Annotated in this window: 17 protein-coding genes; 11 read left to right on the top strand and 6 right to left on the bottom strand. The window is 70.6% G+C overall.

From position 1 onward, the window contains the following. Positions 1-14 precede the first annotated feature (14 nt). Together ACRDSK_RS05120 and ACRDSK_RS05115 are read right to left on the bottom strand one after the other, a co-directional pair. Positions 15-605, bottom strand: a complete 591-nt coding sequence (locus tag ACRDSK_RS05120; protein WP_431438736.1) for a nitroreductase family protein — start codon at positions 603-605, stop codon at positions 15-17. Further along, positions 605-1,828, bottom strand: a complete 1,224-nt coding sequence (locus ACRDSK_RS05115) for a hypothetical protein (protein WP_431438735.1) — start codon at positions 1,826-1,828, stop codon at positions 605-607. The genes ACRDSK_RS05120 and ACRDSK_RS05115 overlap by 1 nt, the downstream gene beginning before the upstream one ends. Before the next feature lie 142 nt (positions 1,829-1,970). Between ACRDSK_RS05115 and ACRDSK_RS05110 the strand changes: the two genes are divergently transcribed. After that, positions 1,971-3,236 (top strand): aspartate kinase, encoded by a 1,266-nt coding sequence (locus tag ACRDSK_RS05110; RefSeq protein ID WP_431438734.1) that lies wholly within the window; start codon positions 1,971-1,973, stop codon positions 3,234-3,236. Further along, a complete protein-coding gene (locus ACRDSK_RS05105; RefSeq protein ID WP_431438733.1) occupies positions 3,236-4,297 on the top strand; it encodes an aspartate-semialdehyde dehydrogenase in 1,062 nt (353 codons plus the stop codon). Before ACRDSK_RS05110 ends, ACRDSK_RS05105 begins: the two co-directional genes overlap by 1 nt. On the opposite strand, the gene ACRDSK_RS05100 is transcribed toward ACRDSK_RS05105, so the two are convergent. Beyond that, positions 4,261-5,211 carry a thermonuclease family protein gene (locus ACRDSK_RS05100; RefSeq protein WP_431438732.1) on the bottom strand — a complete coding sequence of 317 codons (951 nt, stop codon included), beginning with the start codon at positions 5,209-5,211 and terminating at the stop codon, positions 4,261-4,263. The two genes, ACRDSK_RS05105 and ACRDSK_RS05100, sit on opposite strands and share 37 nt — an antisense overlap. 113 nt (positions 5,212-5,324) lie before the next feature. Then, positions 5,325-6,515: an MFS transporter gene (locus ACRDSK_RS05095; protein WP_431438731.1), complete on the bottom strand. Its 1,191-nt coding sequence runs from the start codon at positions 6,513-6,515 to the stop codon at positions 5,325-5,327. A gap of 407 nt (positions 6,516-6,922) precedes the next feature. On the opposite strand from ACRDSK_RS05095, the gene ACRDSK_RS05090 reads away from it, so the two are divergent. Next, on the top strand, positions 6,923-7,612 hold the full coding sequence (locus tag ACRDSK_RS05090; RefSeq protein WP_431438730.1) for a hypothetical protein: 690 nt from the start codon (positions 6,923-6,925) through the stop codon (positions 7,610-7,612). An 87-nt stretch (positions 7,613-7,699) separates the two neighbouring features. Here the strand turns inward: ACRDSK_RS05090 and ACRDSK_RS05085 are convergent, their stop codons facing one another. Beyond that, positions 7,700-8,761 carry an alpha/beta hydrolase gene (locus ACRDSK_RS05085; protein ID WP_431438729.1) on the bottom strand — a complete coding sequence of 354 codons (1,062 nt, stop codon included), beginning with the start codon at positions 8,759-8,761 and terminating at the stop codon, positions 7,700-7,702. Between the two features lie 140 nt (positions 8,762-8,901). On the opposite strand from ACRDSK_RS05085, the gene ACRDSK_RS05080 reads away from it, so the two are divergent. Both ACRDSK_RS05080 and ACRDSK_RS05075 read left to right on the top strand, forming a co-directional pair. Beyond that, positions 8,902-9,471, top strand: a complete 570-nt coding sequence (locus ACRDSK_RS05080) for an NADPH-dependent FMN reductase (protein WP_431438728.1) — start codon at positions 8,902-8,904, stop codon at positions 9,469-9,471. 53 nt (positions 9,472-9,524) lie between these two features. Continuing rightward, positions 9,525-10,001, top strand: a complete 477-nt coding sequence (locus ACRDSK_RS05075; RefSeq protein WP_431438727.1) for a Dps family protein — start codon at positions 9,525-9,527, stop codon at positions 9,999-10,001. A gap of 104 nt (positions 10,002-10,105) precedes the next feature. On the opposite strand, the gene ACRDSK_RS05070 is transcribed toward ACRDSK_RS05075, so the two are convergent. Beyond that, entirely contained in the window at positions 10,106-11,932 is a 1,827-nt protein-coding gene (locus ACRDSK_RS05070) for a prolyl oligopeptidase family serine peptidase (RefSeq protein WP_431438766.1), read from the bottom strand. Between the two features lie 204 nt (positions 11,933-12,136). Here ACRDSK_RS05070 and ACRDSK_RS05065 point away from each other — a divergent pair, with 204 nt between their 5' ends. Genes ACRDSK_RS05065 through ACRDSK_RS05040 form a run of 6 tightly spaced genes read left to right on the top strand, consistent with a single transcriptional unit; the run spans position 12,137 to position 15,623 of the window. After that, positions 12,137-13,288 carry a C1 family peptidase gene (locus ACRDSK_RS05065; protein WP_431438726.1) on the top strand — a complete coding sequence of 384 codons (1,152 nt, stop codon included), beginning with the start codon at positions 12,137-12,139 and terminating at the stop codon, positions 13,286-13,288. Between the two features lie 10 nt (positions 13,289-13,298). Next, positions 13,299-13,706, top strand: a complete 408-nt coding sequence (locus ACRDSK_RS05060; RefSeq protein WP_431438725.1) for a hypothetical protein — start codon at positions 13,299-13,301, stop codon at positions 13,704-13,706. After that, positions 13,706-14,041, top strand: coding sequence for a protease inhibitor I42 family protein (locus ACRDSK_RS05055; protein WP_431438724.1), 336 nt, complete (start codon positions 13,706-13,708; stop codon positions 14,039-14,041). The genes ACRDSK_RS05060 and ACRDSK_RS05055 overlap by 1 nt, the downstream gene beginning before the upstream one ends. Before the next feature lie 10 nt (positions 14,042-14,051). After that, positions 14,052-14,591, top strand: a complete 540-nt coding sequence (locus ACRDSK_RS05050; protein WP_431438723.1) for a hemerythrin domain-containing protein — start codon at positions 14,052-14,054, stop codon at positions 14,589-14,591. Next, entirely contained in the window at positions 14,542-14,970 is a 429-nt protein-coding gene (locus tag ACRDSK_RS05045; RefSeq protein ID WP_431438722.1) for a nuclear transport factor 2 family protein, read from the top strand. The genes ACRDSK_RS05050 and ACRDSK_RS05045 overlap by 50 nt, the downstream gene beginning before the upstream one ends. Next, complete coding sequence (locus ACRDSK_RS05040) at positions 14,967-15,623, top strand: maleylpyruvate isomerase N-terminal domain-containing protein (protein WP_431438721.1); 657 nt, start codon at positions 14,967-14,969, stop codon at positions 15,621-15,623. The genes ACRDSK_RS05045 and ACRDSK_RS05040 overlap by 4 nt, the downstream gene beginning before the upstream one ends. The last annotated feature ends 211 nt before the right edge of the window (positions 15,624-15,834 follow it).

Here is a 15,834-nt window from a genome sequence, read left to right as displayed (position 1 = left end):
CATCATGCCGGTGTCTAGAACGCCGGCTTGCCCCACTCGCCGCCGAACGCCATGTCCGAGAGCGGGATCCGCCGGCGCGGCGCGAGCTCCTTCGCCCGCCGCTCCTCGTCCAGCAGCTCCGGCGAGCCAGGCGTCCCGACCGCGATGACCGTCAGCGGCTCGACGTCCTCGGGCAGCGCGAACGCCACCCTCGCCCCCGCGCGGTCGAACCCGCCCATCTGATGCGCGACCACGCCCTCGGCGACCGCCTGCAGCACCAGGTTCGCCGACGCCAGGCCCGTGCCGTACTCCGGCACCGGCAGCCGGCCCTTCTCGTTCGTGGTGACCATGCAGCAGAGCAACAGCACCGCCGCGGCGCCCGCCCAGCCCTGGTTGCGGCGCGTGAGCAGCTCGAAGAGCCGGGCGAACGTGTCGTCGCCGCGGCGGCCGATCAGGTACCGCGCCGGCTGGGTGTTCCCGCTCGACGGCGCCCACCGCGCGGCCTCCAGCATCGCGCGCAGCGTGGCGTCGCCGACCTCGCCGCTCGGGTCCAGCGCCCGCGGGCTCCAGCGCCTGGCGATGAGCGGGTGGACGGGCACGCTGGTGTCCGCGAGCTTGTCGTCCATCAGATCGCGTAGCCCCACGAGGTGATCGAGTACGCGCCGAACCAGGAGCCCGCGACCGCCAGCGCGCACAGGGTGAGCACCGCGGTCGACGGCCTTCGTCTGGCCAGCGCCAGCGCCACCGGGATGAGCAGGGTGAACGCCGGCAGCATCAGCCGGGCCTTCGAGTTCATCAGACCGTTCGCGAACAGGTCCATCGCCAGCACCGCGGCGGCGTACGTCATCAGGGGCCACTCCACCCTGCGCACGATGCCGATCGCCAGCAGCACGATGCCGACGACGATCAGTCCGACCGTGGCCACCTCCAGCACCGAGCGCGCGTCGGCGAGTGCTTCGAGGCTGAACTTCACGGTTGCCGCGCCGCCGTCGAAGCCGGTGCCCCAGCCGCGTTCCTGCAGCGCGAACCAGCCGTCCCACTCGCCGGTCTGCGCGCCGACCCAGGTGAGGTAGCCGACGAGTCCGGTCGGTGCGATCAGGCCGCCGACCCACGGCCGCCAGCCGTCCCGCCGCTTCACGATCGCCACGACCACGGCGATCCCGACGGCCAGGACCAGCGCCGCACCGGTCGAGCGGACGAGCCCGGCGAGCGCGCAGCAGATGCCGGCGAGCAGCCACTTCCGCTCCAGCACGCCGACCAGCGACCACGCGGCGAGCGCGCAGAACATCGCCTCGGAGTAGGCCATCGAGAGCACGATCGACATCGGGGTCGCGGCGAACAGCGCCACCAGGATCAGGCCGGTCCGCCGCGAGCCGCCGCGAATGTGCTGGCCCATCCGGGCCAGCCCGTAGGCGCACACGACGCCGGACACGGTCGTCACCGTGAACGACGCGCTGACCAGGCCGATCCCGCCGGCGCCGTCGATCCCGGCGAACCAGCGCACGACCGAGGGGTAGCCGGGGAAGAACGCGAGCGGCGTCTCGGCGCTGCGCTGGCCGAACGCGTCGACGAGGCTCTCCGGCACGCCCCGGTAGCCGCCCTCGGCGATGGCGAGGAACCACTGGCCGTCCCACGAGCGGAGCGCCTCGGTCACCGACCGGTCGGTCACCGCCGCCATCCAGGTGAGCACGAGCAGGCCGAACTCGCGGATGCCGAGGAAGATCAGCGCGGGCGCGAGCAGCGCACCGACCCGGCGGACCGTCCATCGTGGCGACTCGGCCGGACCGGCTTCGGTCTCGGTGCTGGCCTCCTCCTTCGAGTCGGCACGGGTCACGTCCGTCGCAGACACCCCGATCCTTCCTGCGTCACCTGCTCGGCGCGTTACAGCCTAGAACCCGCATCTGCGCACGTGGCGGCGGCCACACACGCGACCGTAACCATTCACCCTCTCCGTTAGGCTCGCCGTGGTCGGCTGAGGAGGTTTCGGACAAGTGGCGCTCGTGGTCCAGAAATACGGCGGCTCGTCGCTGGAGAACGCGGACCGGATCAAGCGGGTGGCCGAGCGGATCGTGAAGACCCGCAAGGCCGGTAACGACGTGGTCGTGGTGTGCTCGGCGATGGGTGACACCACCGACGAACTGCTCGACCTGGCGCAGCGGGTGAACCCGGTGCCGCCGGAGCGAGAGATGGACATGCTGCTCACGGCGGGCGAGCGGATCTCGAACTCCCTGGTGGCGATGGCCATCAGCGCGATCGGCGCGGAGGCGCTGTCGTTCACCGGCTCGCAGGCGGGTGTCATCACCGACTCGACGCACGGCAAGGCGCGGATCATCGACGTGACGCCGAGCCGGGTGCAGGCCGCGCTCGACGACGGCTTCATCTGCCTCGTCGCCGGGTTCCAGGGCGTCAGCCAGGACACGAAGGACATCACGACCCTCGGCCGCGGCGGCTCGGACACCACGGCGGTGGCGCTGGCCGCGGCGCTGAACGCGGACGTGTGCGAGATCTACACCGACGTCGACGGCGTCTTCACCGCCGACCCGCGGATCGTGACCAACGCCCGCAGGCTGGACCGGGTGCCCTACGAGGAGATGCTCGAGATGGCGGCGGGCGGGGCGAAGGTCCTGATGCTGCGCTGTGTCGAGTACGCCCGCCGCTACGGCGTCCCGATTCACGTTCGTTCGTCGTACACAAGCAGGCCGGGGACGATCGTGTCCGGCTCAGTGGAGGACATACCCGTGGAACAGGCGATGATCACCGGCGTCGCGCACGACCGGTCCGAGGCCAAGGTGACCGTGACCGGCGTGCCCGACCAGGCCGGTACGGCGGCGCGCATCTTCCGAGTGGTGGCCGACGCCGAGATCGACATCGACATGGTGCTGCAGAACATCTCGAGCACCGCGTCCGGCCGCACGGACATCACGTTCACGTTGTCGAAGGACAACGGCCCGACGGCGGTCGCGGCGCTGGAGAAGATCAAGGAAGAGCTCGGTTTCGTCGCGGTGCTCTACGACGACCACGTCGGCAAGGTGTCGCTCGTCGGCGCCGGCATGCGCTCGCACCCCGGCGTGACCGCGACGTTCTGCGAGGCGCTCGCAAAGGCCGGCGTGAACATCGAGATCATCAACACCTCGGAGATCCGGATCTCGGTGCTGATCCGCGACACCGAGCTCGACGAGGCCGTACGCGCGATCCACGAGGCGTTCGACCTGGGTGGCGACGAGGTCGCGACCGTGTACGCGGGGAGTGGTCGCTGATGGCTCCGACGCTCGCACTCGTCGGCGCCACCGGTGCCGTCGGGTCGGTGATGCTGGAGATCTTCGCGTCGCGGCCATCGTGGCCGTGGGGTGAGGTGCGGCTGATCGCGTCGCCGCGCTCGGCCGGCAAGCAGCTGACCGTGCGGGGCACGCCGGTGACCGTCCAGGCGCTGGCGCCGGAGGTCTTCGACGGCGTCGACGTCGCGATGTTCGACGTGCCGGACGAGGTGTCCGCTGAGTGGGCCCCAACCGCGGCCGCTCGTGGCGCGATCGTGGTGGACAACTCGGGCGCGTTCCGCATGTCCGACGACGTGCCGCTGGTGGTGCCGGAGTGCAACCTCGCGCAGATCGCCGAGCGGCCGCGCGGGATCATCTCGAACCCGAACTGCACGACCTTGTCGATGATGGCCGCGCTGGGCGCGCTGCACAGGTCTTTTGGTCTGCGCGAGCTGGTGGTGGCGTCGTACCAGGCGGTGTCGGGCGCCGGGGTGGCCGGCGTGGAGCGGCTGTACGCGGAGCTGGCCGCGGTGGTCGGCAAGGATGTCGGCGTACGAGCCGGCGACGTCCGCGAGGCGATCGAGGCGGCCGGACTGTCCATTGCGGACTCCCCGTTCCCGGCGCCCTTGGCGTTGAACGTCGTCCCGTCGGCGGGCTCGTACAAGGGGGACGGCTGGTACTCCGAGGAGCTGAAGGTCCGCAACGAGTCCCGGAAGATCCTGGGCATCCCGGACCTGCGGGTGTCCGCGACCTGCGTCCGAGTCCCCGTGGTGACGACCCACTCGCTGGCCGTCCACGCGACGTTCGCCTCCCCCGTGACGGTGGCCGAGGCGCACGCGCTGTTCGAAGCCAGCCAGTCGGTGGTCCTGGTCGACGACCCGGCGTCGGGCGTCTTCCCGACGCCGGCTGACGTCGTAGGCAACGACCCGACGTACGTGGGCCGCATCCGCCAGGCCCTGGACTTCCCGAACACCCTGGACTTCTTCGTCTGCGGCGACAACCTCCGCAAGGGCGCGGCCCTGAACACCTACGAGATCGCGGAAGCCCTGGCCGCCGAAGGCTGATCCGGGGAGCCGTTGACGAGCCTGGGGGCCGGCACCAGGTTGAGACTCGCGACGGCCGCCTGCACGTCGCGCGGCCACAGCCACAGGCGATACCCGGGCGGGACGTCGAGGTAGTCCTCCGGGCCGTGCAGCACGCGCGAGCGCATGTCTACGCAGTAGCGCTCGCGCCAGGAGAACCGTTCGGCCGCGTTCACGTCCTCGCCCTTGACGATCTTCTCGGTGATCTGGAAGAGCCGCTCCAGCGACCGGTACTCATAGGCGAGCAGCGTGTGCGGGTCGGACCAGATGCCGAGCTCGCCCGTCCGCGCCGACTCCGCGGCTTCGACCAGGAGCGGCAGGTCGAGCTCGCCCGGGATGGCCGGGTAGATGATGAAGGTGGTCGCCCAGCCCGTGCGGACCATGTCCATGTTGAAGGTCGACCGCTCCTCGAGCGGCAGGGTCTCCCGCTCCTTGGCCGTGTAGTTCGGCGCGACATAGGCGAGCAGCCTGCCGTTGTCGTCGAACGCGTTCGCCTTGTCCATGCGCACGAACAGGTTCCGCTTGCCGCCACTGGGCTTGGTCAGGCGCCGCTCGGCGTTCTTCTTGGCGAACTCGGACGCCGCCTTGCCTTGCGTGAACTGCAGCGAGCCGGCCCGCCCGGTGGCGAGCTTCGGACGGAAGTACTCGCCCATGGGGCCGGAGATCGGTGCCTTGCCCTGCGCGATCCACTCGGCGAGCTGTGCGAACTTCTCGTCGACCCGGTGCGCGCCGTCCGCGCTGCGCGCGGTCACCTCGGGGGTGTCCACGGACAGCATGCGCACGGGCATCCTGATGTTGGGGGTGTCGCCGTCGGTGATGTCGACGAGCTGGCGCGTCTCGTTGGACGACATGCTCACGCCGGCCGGCGTCCAGAAGATCTGCACTAAGTCGGTCATGTCCGTGTCCTTGCTTCGACCGTTGTCCCCTTCACTCCGAGACGTCGTCGCACGGATCCGAACCATGACGGCCTGACCTGTGGACAGTGTGGATGGCGCCTGTGGACAACCGGCTACGGCACGGGCACTGTCAGTGGCGCCGTGCGGCGTTGGCGGGTGATCAGTAGGGCGGCCGCGGCCGCGACGGCTACTCCGCCCAGGCCCGCCACCGCGAAACCCCATGCCGGTGACGAGTGGTCCACCACGAAGCCCACCAGTGGCGCGCCCGCCGCCGCGCCCAGGGTGAATGCCGACGACTGCATGCCCGTCGCCTCGCCGCGAGCCGCCGCGGGGGCCAGGCGGGCGACCTCCTCGCCCGTCGCGGCGATCGTGGGGGCGCACAGCGCCGACGCGGGGATCAGGGCCAACGCCAGCAGCCACCACTCGCCCGACGCGACACCGATCGGCACGGTCAGCAGACCCAGCAGCGCCATCAGCGTCACCTGCCCCGGCGACCGCGACAGCGCCCCGTACACGATCCCACCGACGGCCGACACCGCCGACCACACGCCGACCACGATCCCCGTGTACGCCAGCTGGTCGGTCGACCGCAGCTCCGCCACGATCGCCACCTCGGTTCCCGCCAGGATGAACACCGCTCCCGCCGCGATCACCAGCACCGCGATCATCCGCGGACCGAGCCACACCCGCCGCGGCACCCGCTCGCCGGTGTCCGCCGCGCGCTCCTCCTCGCTGCGCACCGCCGGGTTCACCACCAGCAGCAACGTGCCGACCGCCACGATCGCCGCTGCCATCGCGTACATCGCGGTGACCGGCGTGAACTGCGTCGCGATCAGCACCGCGGCCGCCGGTCCCACCATGAACGACAGCTCCGTGGACACTGAGTCCATCGAGTACGCCGTGCGCCGCAGGTCCGGGGGCACCAGCGCGGCGATCGCCTGCCGGCCGATCGACATCGCCGGCAGCGTCAGGAACCCGCCGGCGATCCCGGCCACCAGCAGCGCCCCGTACGACAGCTGCGACCCGAAGCCCCAGAACAGCGCCTCACCGATCATCGTGATCACCAGGACCAGGCGTAAGCCGAACCGGTCGGTCAGCCGGCCCATGAACGACGCCCCGACGGCCATGCCGATCGTGACCACCGCGCCCGCGGTGCCGGCCGCGCCGTAGCCGTGCTCCAGCCCGACCGCCACCTGCAGCGTGAGCACCATGCCGCCGGCGGCGGCCGGCACCCGGGCGAAGAAGACCAACACCATCAGCGTGCGCACCCCGGGCAGCGCGAGCGTGCTGCGATAGAGCCCCATGGCTGGATGTGACCTCCCCTGACCCGACTACGCAACCAATTTACGAATGACCCCTGACAATCGGGCTGTCTCTTGACTCGTTCCAGAAGAGGTGTCGGCCTGCGGGCTTGCCGCCCGGTCAAGCAGGCACACGGCGCCGTCCGCGTAAATCCGTCGCACGGGTTGTTCGTCGACTCGATCGTGTCACTGGCGGCGAGCCGTTTTCGCTGGTCACCGAGAGGGTGGTAACCGCTCGCCGCTCGGGCCACTCTTCCGATACCGGCCCGAACCGCCTGTCTGGCCGCATTCATGCACACATAGCTAATCGAACGCCGAAACGGTGCCTGCGCTACATGGCGCCATCGAGCAACTGCGGTAACGATGTTTTCGGAGGGAGTTTTCAAACACCCCAAAGGAGAAGTCCGCGAATGAACACAAGACTAGTTCGCCTTATCACCGCGGTTACCGCCGCGGCCGTTGTTTCCGTCATGGGCGCGGGCATGGCCAATGCCGCCACGGTCGATCGCGTCGAATCCGAGATCGCGGCGGCGACCGGGCAGACGAGCACGCACGCCGTCGGCGACTATCTCCAGCAGCTGCGCGCCTACCTCTCGGGCGCCGTGGACCAGGACGACGTCGAGGCCGTCCAGGCGGCGGTCGAGAACCTGCGCCCGGTGCTGGGCGCGGTGGCCGACGCGCCGGTCGAGCGGGCCGCGCTGGTGCTGACCGACCGGGCCGACGAGCAGGCCGCCCAGGTCGAGCGGGACCTGCCCGGCCTGACGCTGCTGGCGCCGGTCACCGGCCTGGTCACCTCGCTGCTCACCACACTGTTGGACCTGGTCACGAGCCTGCTGGGCGGCCTGCCGGTGCCGCTTCCGCTGCCGGAGCTGCCGCTGCCGCTGCCCGAGGTGCCGGGCGTGCCGACCCCCGAGATCCCGGGTGTCCCGGCGCCCGACGTCCCGGCCCCGGACGTGCCCGCGCCTGATGTCCCCGCGCCTGATGTCCCCGCGCCTGATGTGCCGGCTCCTGATGTGCCGGCCCCGGATGTGCCGGCGCCCGATGTCCCGGCGCCGGACGTGCCCGCGCCCGACGTCCCGGCGCCGCTGCCCAACGCCTGATCCCTGGCGACGGGCAATTCCGGCAAGGCCGCGGTAGTCCTTTCGAGGGGTGGATTACCGCGGCCTTGCCCGCGATTGTTGGACGATTTACGCGGTCGGTCGAAATATGTCGACGACATTAGCGCGAGAGCGCAGCGCGAGCCCCGTACGCAGGGCGCCGGCCGCTTCCGAGACGGCTTCCCGAAATCGCGTGCCGAGGCTGATGAATGACGCGAAACCGTGAATGAGGTCGTCGTGCTGGCGTTTGACCACCGGCACGCCGGACTCGCGCAGCCGGTCGGCGAACGCGTTGCCCTCGTCGCGCAGCGGGTCGAAGCCGGCCGTCGCGAGGTAGGTCGGCGGCACGCCGCGCAGGTCGTCGGCGAGCAGCACCGCGATCCGCGGGTCGGTGCGGGCCTCGACGTCCGGGCAGTAGTGGTCGATGAACCAGGTCATGTCGTCGTCGGTGAGGAAGAAGCCGTCCGCGAACAGGTCCCGCGAGCGGCGGCGGACCGACGGGTCGGTGGCCGGGTAGAACAGCAGCTGGAAGACCGGGCGGGGGCCGCCGTGGCGTACCGCGTCGAGGCAGACGACCGCGGCGAGGTTGCCGCCGGCGCTGTCCCCGCCGACCGCGACGGCCGCCGGGTCCGCGCCGAGCGCCTCGGCGTGCTCGACGGCGTAGCGGTACGCGGCGAACGCGTCGTCGGCTGCGACCGGGAACGGGTACTCCGGGGCGAGCCGGTAGCCGATCGACAGGACCCGCAGGTTCGCCTGTTTGGCCAGGTAGCGGCAGACGCCGTCGTGCGTGTCGAGGCTGCCGACGACCCAGCCGCCGCCGTGGAAGTAGACCATCAGCGGCGAGCCGGGGAGCGTGTTGACCGGCTCGTACAGCCGGGCCGGCATGGTCCCGCCGACGGCCGGGAGGTTGAGGTTGCGGGTGCGCACGCCAGGCACGATCGGCCCGCCGAGCAGCGTACGGCCGACCTCGAGCTGGGTGCGAGCGGCCGCCGGGGACGCCCCGGTGAGGCTGCTGGTGGTGTCGCTCAGCGAGGCCATGCGCAGCAGCAGCTGCGCGTCGAGGGCGAGCTCGAGGCCGTCCTTGCGGATCGGCGGGCCGGCGAGCAGGCGTCGGGCGGGCAGCGGGAGGGCGAAGACAGCGTGGAGCGCCACGCCTTGCACGGACGGGGGAATCCTGTTCAGCAATGTTGACATCGGCGGCCTCCCAGCTTTGCCGACAGAAGGCTATACACCGATCTCGTGATTCGTCTGCACCCTCCGAGACGCCTGCCCGCCGTGTCACTCGATGGGGAATGATCGGTGCTGTGACGGTCAACGTGGTGGGCATCGGAGGGTCACTGCGCGCCGACTCGCAGTCAGAGCGCGCGTTGCGCATCGTGCTCGAGGGTGCCGCCCAGGCGGGCGCGAAGACCACGCTCGTGTCCGGGGCTGACCTGGTGCTGCCGTTCTACGACCCGGCCGAGACCGACCGCACGCCGATCGCGCGGCGGCTGGTGGACGAGCTGCGCGCGGCCGACGGCGTCGTACTGGTCTCGCCCGGCTACCACGGCGCGGTGTCCGGCCTGGTCAAGAACGTCCTGGACTACATCGAGGACCTGCGCGACGACGACCGCCCGTATCTGGACGGCCGAGCGGTCGGCTGCGTCGCGATCGCGCGCGGCTGGCAGGCGTCCGTGACGACGCTCACGTCGCTGCGCTCGATCGTGCATTCGCTGCGCGGCTGGCCGACCCCGCTCGGCGCCGCGGTGAACTCGGCGCAGGTGGAGTTCGGCGCCGACGGCGACTGCACGGACGAGAAGGTCGTGGGCACGCTCCGCACCATCGGGCTACAGGTCGTGGAGTTCGCCACAGCGCGAGTGTGAGTGGGACTGATCGGGGTACGCCGTCCGTTGGGATGAGCGGACGGGAGGTTCCAATGAGCAAGTCACCCATTACCAGCCCACTCGGGGACACCGAGCGCGAGGCGACCGGCGCGATCCTGCAGGCGACGCTGGTGGATCTGATCGACCTGTCGCTCATCGCGAAGCAGGCGCACTGGAACGTCGTCGGGCCGAACTTCCGCAGCGCGCATCTCCAGCTCGACGAGCTGGTCAACGCCGCCCGGCAGTACGTCGACGACGTGGCCGAGCGTGCCAACGCGATCGGAGTCTCGCCGAACGGCAAGGTGCGGACCGTCGTGGAGAGCTCCGGCGTTCCGGAGTTTCCGGACAACTGGCAGTCGGTGGAGAACACGGTCGCCTCGATCGTGCAGATCCTCGGCGAGCTGATCAAGCGCCTGCGCAAGCGCATCGAGGAGACGGACAAGTCGGACCTGGTCACGCAGGACCTGCTGATCGAGATCGCCGCCGAGCTGGAGAAGCAGCACTGGATGTGGCAGGCGCAGACCGCCTGAGACTCTTGGGGTCTCGCAAACCCGACGGCGAGACCCCGCTCCGAAGAACCCGCGAGTCCACTGCCCGGGACTCGCGGGTTCTTATTTGTCTCGGCGCGGATGAGTCAGAGGGACAGGGCTCGGCGGGCGAAGTGGACCTCGATGGCGATCTGCTTGATCGTCTCCGCCACCACCAGTGAGCCGTGGCCCGCGTCGTACCGGTAGACCTCGTAGGCGGCGTGTCGCGCCGCGAGGCGGTCCAGGTAGTTGTTGATCTGCCGAATCGGACAGCGCGGGTCGTTCTCGCCCGCCACGATCAGCGCGGGGGCGCGCACCTGGTCCACATAGGTGATCGGCGAGCACTCGACGTACCGGTCGTGCACCTCGTCCGGCGAGCCGCCGAACAGCGCCCGGTCGAACGCGCGCAGCGGCTCCATCTCGTCCGCGTACGCGGACAGGTAGTCCGCCACCGGCACGCCCGCGACGCCCGCCGCCCACAGCGACGGCTGCGTGCCCAGCGCCAACAACGCCAGGTACCCGCCCCACGAAGCGCCGTTGACCACACACCGCGCCGGGTCGGCCAGGCCCTTCTCCACCGCCCACGCGTGCACGGCCGCCACATCCGCCAGCTCGGTCAGGCCCGGCCGTCCCTCGATGGCGTCCCGCCAGGCCGAGCCGTAACCCGTCGACCCGCGGTAGTTGACGTGCACCACCGCGAACCCCGCGTCCAGCCACACCGCCCGGTACGCGGAGAACCGGTCCTCGTCCGCCGAGTGCGGGCCGCCGTGCAGCGTGAACACCGTGGGCAGCGGGCCGTCCGGGGCGTTCGCCGGGCGCGCGTACAGCGCGTGCACGTCGCCGGCGTCCGGGACGGGCACGAACGCGTCCATCAGCTCGACCGACGGCGGCGCCTTGTGCCCCGGCGGTTCGAGCAACACCCGCTCGGTCCCGTCGGCGTACTGGGCGCGCACCACCGGCGGCTGCGCGGCGTTCGACCAGGAGTACTCCACGGTGCCGTCCGGACGCATCGCCGCGGCGCCGATCGTCCCGTTTGGAGTGTCCAATGACGACAGTCGACCGGTGGCGATGTCGTAGCGGTGCAGGGTGTTGCGGGCCTCGTGGGTGTGCAGGACGCCGATCGCCGAGCCGTCCGGGTACCAGTCGGCGGTGACCTCGCCGGGCAGGTCGAGCGTGATCTCGGTCTCGGCGTCGGCCGCGACGTCCCAGATCAGCAGCTCCTCGCGGCCGCGCCGCTCGTGCAGCACCAGCAGCCGCTGGTCGCCCGCGACCGGGCTGAACCCGATCGCGTCGAGGCCCTTGCCCTTGCCGTCCCACTTGTCCGCGACCACGCTCCCGTCGGCCACCGACAGCACGCGCAGCGCCGGGTGCCGGTTGTCGCCGTGCTCGGAGTGTTCGATCGTCAGGAACGTTTCGTCGCGGGAGAGCGCGGCCACCCCGCCGTCGTGTTCGTCGTGGTAGACGACCTGTGCCTCGCCGTCGCCGCGGGCCACGAACACCGACGTGCCGTCGTCGTTGGAGACGCCCACCGCGCTGACCGTGCGCCCGATCTCCACGCCGGCCGGGTAGCCGGCCACGCTGCCGGGCACGGCCTCGGCGACCGGCTCGTCGGACGGGCGGCCGGCGAACGGCTCGCGGACCCAGGTGCCGAACTCGTCGCCGTCCGAGTCGGCGAACCACCAGATGTGCTCGCCGTCCGGAGCGATCGCGGCGTAGGAGGTGCCGTTCGGCCGGTCGGTGACCTGCCGGTGGGTGCCGGTTGCCCGGTCCCACGCGTAGACCTCCCAGACCCCGCTCGAGTTCGACAGGTAGAGGTTGCGGTCCGGCGCGCCGTGCGCCCACCGCGGCAGCGAGACCCGGGCGGCGGTGAACCGGTCGCGCCAGCGGGTCTCCGCGCCCGCGTCGGCGAAGAGCGCTTCGGGGACCTCGGCCATGGGGTGGTTGCTCACCCCTCGATCCTGCCTCATCACCGCCAGTCCGTGCGTGCGGGCGGCTGCGAACCGAGGCTTGGGTTCGGGATTTTCCAATCGTGCCAAGGAAAACGCCCAAACAATCTGACCCCGCAGCGGTACCCAGACGGCAACGGCCGGGCATCTAATAGGGCTGCCAACCACCGCTTCCCTGAGACGGGAGCAGAGATGAGCCCTGACAGACCCCATGCAGCCGAGCTCGCGGCGGTTCGGGAGTCCCTCGCCGCGCTCGGCTACCCCTGGCAGGCCGCCGAGACGCGGATGAGCCGCCTGCCCGCCGACTGGCGCGCCGCCCGACTGGGCGTGCCCGCGCCGACCGAGGCGGAGATCGCCGAACGGGAGGTCCAGGCGGACGGGATGGCAGCCGCCGCCCGGTCCGCGCTCGGCCAGCAGGTGAGCGCCATGACGGCGCCGAGCGCGTCGCTGCCGCCCGCGTTCGACCTGCGCGACGTCGACGGGCGCAGCTACCTGACCCCGATCCGCGACCAGGGCGGTTGCGGATCGTGCGTGGCGTTCGGCACGCTCGCGGCGATCGAGTCGACCGCCTCGTACACCCGCGGCGCGCCCGGCCTGTCGCTGAACCTGTCCGAGGCGCACCTGTACCACGTGCACGCCAAGGCCCGCGGCTACACGTGCGCCAGCGGCTCCTGGCCGGACGACCTGTTCGCGGACTGCGTCAACACCGGTGTCACGTTCGAGGACTACTTCCCCTACAGCGACACCGGTTCCGGCTCGCTCGCCGCGGACTGGCCGAACCGGCTCGCGAAGGCCGTCGGGCTGATCGACCTGACCGGCAACCCGCCGGCCGTCAAGCAGCACATCTACAGCTACGGCGCGGTGGTCGCCTGTTTCGTGGTGTACGACGACTTCTTCCACTACCGCAGCGGCGTCTACAAGCACACGACCGACGACGTCGCCGGCGGGCACTGCGTCGCGCTGGTCGGGTGGGACGACAAGCTGGGCTGCTGGATCGGGAAGAACTCGTGGGGCACCGGCTGGGGCGACGGGGGCTACTTCAAGATCGCGTACGGCGACTCGTTCATCGAGGACTACCCCGGCTCGCGGCCGACGGTGTTCGGCTGCACGTCGGTGACCTTGCGGGCGTGGCTGCCGGCGCAGCGCACGCTGCGGCTGTTCGCCACGGCGCACGACGCCAACGGCTGGGCCTACCTGGAGAACTACGGCTGGGCGCACCTCGGCGGCGGCCCGCACACCACGTCCAACAAGCTGGCCGAGCTGGCGCACGCGCGGGGCAGCGGGCGGCCGGTCAGCCCGTTCATCGACGGCACGGAGCTGCGCTCCGTGCTGGTCTCCGACTGAGAGGACGGCCATGGAGGCCAACCAGACACCGCCCGTCCCGGACAGCCCGTCGACGGTGGGGTCGCCCGGTACTCGCCCGCCGCTGCCGGCCGAGCTGAAGAGCCGGACGGCGACCGAGGTCCGCGACCCGGACGTGAACGCGCCGATGCCACCCGGGCTGCGCGAGGCAGGGGTCCGCGCGCCGGACGCGTTCGCCGCCGGCTGGGTCAACAACCGCATGATCACCCACCTGTGGTCCTACGACGCGCCGACCGGCGTGTGGGTGTGGGTGGACGGGATCGGCTGGAAGCGGCTGTCCCCGGTGTCGCAGTTCGGGCACACGCACATGACGGTGCTCGCGACGCTGGCGACACAGCGGAACCAGCCCGTCGACTATCACGAGGACGCATCGGGCCAGATCGACCAGATCCTCGTCTGATGGCCGCGGTGCGCTTGTCGAACGCCGACGCCGGGGGGCCGGTCGAGGTGCACGTCGGCGACACGGTGTCGCTGCTGCTGCCGGAGCCGCCGACCACGGGCTTCACGTGGCGGTGGCACGTGCCGGTGGGACTGCGTGTGCTGGTGGACGAGCGGGTCGGCATGTCGCCGGGCGCGCCGGGCAGGGAGACGCAGCGCCGCCTGGCGGTCGAGGTGACGACCGCCGGCCGGCACGAGCTGGTCGCGGAGCTGGCGCGGCCGTGGGAGAACGCCGCCCGGTCGCGGTTGGACTTCGTGTTGGCCGCAGGTGCAGCCGAATCGGCCGCCGGCCGGTAGAACTGTCCGTATGAACCATGTCGTCGACGTTCACCGGCCGGTCTCGGGCGACGTGATCGACTTGATCCTGGATGACCACAGGCTGTTCGAGGAGCTGCTCCGCAACCTGCGCGACGCGAGCTCGGACCGCCCCACCGTGCGCGATGCGCTGGCCACGGTGTTGGTCGCGCACGCGGAGGCGGAGGAGAAGTTCGTGTACCCGAAGCTGCGCAAGCGCGCGGCGGTCGGCGCGGATGAGGCCGAGCACGGCGCGGAGGAGCACGCGGAGGGTCACGAGGCGTTGCTGAAGGTGCTCGAGCTGAAGGGCACCGACACGCAGGCCTTCGACGACGCGGTGGAGGAGCTCTCGGCGACGGTCGGTCACCACCTGGTGGAGGAGGAGCTGACGATCCTGAACCCGGCGCGCTCGGAGCTGGGCTCCCGCGCGCGGGCCGACCTGGGCGAGGCGTTCGTGAAGGAGCGAAACCGCCAGATCGACGACGACTGCGGCACGCTGACGAATGTTCGAGCGCTGGTGGCCCGCGGCCGCCGCGAAGGCAAGCTGGACTGACATGTCGCTCACCCCCGCCGCCGCGGCCGCGGCGTTCAACACCCATATCAACGCCGCGGACTTACGTGGCCTCGCCTCCCTGATGTCGGAAGACCACAGATTCATCGACTCACAAGGAAACATGGTCTCCGGCAAGCCGGCGTGTATCGCGGCGTGGAGTGGTTTCTTTCGTGCTTTTCCCGGCTACCGCAACACGTTCGTCCGGTTCTTTCATTTCGACAACATGGTGACGGTCACGGGCTTCTCGGAATGTCCGAACCACCCGGAACTGACGGGCCCGGCCATCTGGTCGGCCACTGTCATGGCCGATCGGTTGACGGAATGGCGGGTCTACCTGGACACCGTCCACAACAGAATCAACCTGGGCATCTACGAGTGAGCCTGTTCGCGCTCACCTGGGCGGCCCTGCGTACGGCGGTGGCGTCGGTACCTCTCGAGTCCTTCGCCCGCCCGTCGGGCTGCGCCGGCTGGCTGGTGCGAGACCTGGTGTGCCACCTGGTCATCGACGCCCAGGACGTGCTGATCACCCTCGCAACCCCGTCTGATGCGTCGCCAACCCGCGACGCGGCGACCTACTGGGAGGTCACCGCCACCCCACCGACCGGCGACGACCCACTCGACGCGCTGATCGTCCGGCTGGCCGCCGCGTACGAGGATCCGGCGCTGCTGAAGTTCCACCTGGACGACGTCGGCTCCGCCGCGGGGCGAGCCGCCTCACTTGCCACACTCGAGGCTCGGGTCAGCACCCGAGAGCAGATCCTCACGGTGGGCGACTACCTCGAGGCGTACGTCATGGAGTGGACGCTGCACCACCTCGACCTGATCGCGCACCTCCCGTCGGTGGCTGGTCCACCGGCCGATGGTTTGGCCCGGTCGCGCGAACTTCTGGAACAGATCGCCGGGGTTCCGTTTCCCGCGTCATTCTCCGACGCCGACACCCTGCTCGTCGGCACGGGGCGACGCACCCCGACGGGAGCGGAGAAGGTCTCACTGGACGGCCTGGCGGCGAAGTTGCCGCTCGTCCTCGGCTGACCTTCCGGCTTTGGTTGGCTCGATCCTCACTGGAATTTCATTCCTGTTCGTCATACAAGGGACACCGAAGTCGGTGAAGCACACCAACCGTTTGGCGGGCCGCCTGTGCGTGGCTGTATTTCCAAGCGAGCGACTTCGTCGCCGCCCACAGGACTGAGGCGAGATGCCATATACACACAGACCAGGCCCCGTCCACAGCGAAACGCGGACA

Source organism: Actinophytocola sp., from assembly GCF_050699915.1.
Taxonomy (GTDB): Bacteria; Actinomycetota; Actinomycetes; order Mycobacteriales; family Pseudonocardiaceae; genus Actinophytocola.
The sequence above is the reverse complement of the archived record's forward strand: the minus strand, read 5'-3'. Positions and strand labels throughout refer to the sequence as shown.

Coding starts and splice junctions, on each gene's coding strand:
- ACRDSK_RS05120 (WP_431438736.1), bottom strand. CDS start 605: ATGGACGACAAGCTCGCGGACACCAGCGTGCCCGTCCACCCGCTCATC.
- ACRDSK_RS05105 (WP_431438733.1), top strand. CDS start 3,236: ATGGCTCCGACGCTCGCACTCGTCGGCGCCACCGGTGCCGTCGGGTCG.
- ACRDSK_RS05100 (WP_431438732.1), bottom strand. CDS start 5,211: ATGACCGACTTAGTGCAGATCTTCTGGACGCCGGCCGGCGTGAGCATG.
- ACRDSK_RS05095 (WP_431438731.1), bottom strand. CDS start 6,515: ATGGGGCTCTATCGCAGCACGCTCGCGCTGCCCGGGGTGCGCACGCTG.
- ACRDSK_RS05090 (WP_431438730.1), top strand. CDS start 6,923: ATGAACACAAGACTAGTTCGCCTTATCACCGCGGTTACCGCCGCGGCC.
- ACRDSK_RS05080 (WP_431438728.1), top strand. CDS start 8,902: ATGATCGGTGCTGTGACGGTCAACGTGGTGGGCATCGGAGGGTCACTG.
- ACRDSK_RS05075 (WP_431438727.1), top strand. CDS start 9,525: ATGAGCAAGTCACCCATTACCAGCCCACTCGGGGACACCGAGCGCGAG.
- ACRDSK_RS05070 (WP_431438766.1), bottom strand. CDS start 11,932: ATGGCCGAGGTCCCCGAAGCGCTCTTCGCCGACGCGGGCGCGGAGACC.
- ACRDSK_RS05065 (WP_431438726.1), top strand. CDS start 12,137: ATGAGCCCTGACAGACCCCATGCAGCCGAGCTCGCGGCGGTTCGGGAG.
- ACRDSK_RS05060 (WP_431438725.1), top strand. CDS start 13,299: ATGGAGGCCAACCAGACACCGCCCGTCCCGGACAGCCCGTCGACGGTG.
- ACRDSK_RS05055 (WP_431438724.1), top strand. CDS start 13,706: ATGGCCGCGGTGCGCTTGTCGAACGCCGACGCCGGGGGGCCGGTCGAG.
- ACRDSK_RS05050 (WP_431438723.1), top strand. CDS start 14,052: ATGAACCATGTCGTCGACGTTCACCGGCCGGTCTCGGGCGACGTGATC.
- ACRDSK_RS05045 (WP_431438722.1), top strand. CDS start 14,542: ATGTTCGAGCGCTGGTGGCCCGCGGCCGCCGCGAAGGCAAGCTGGACT.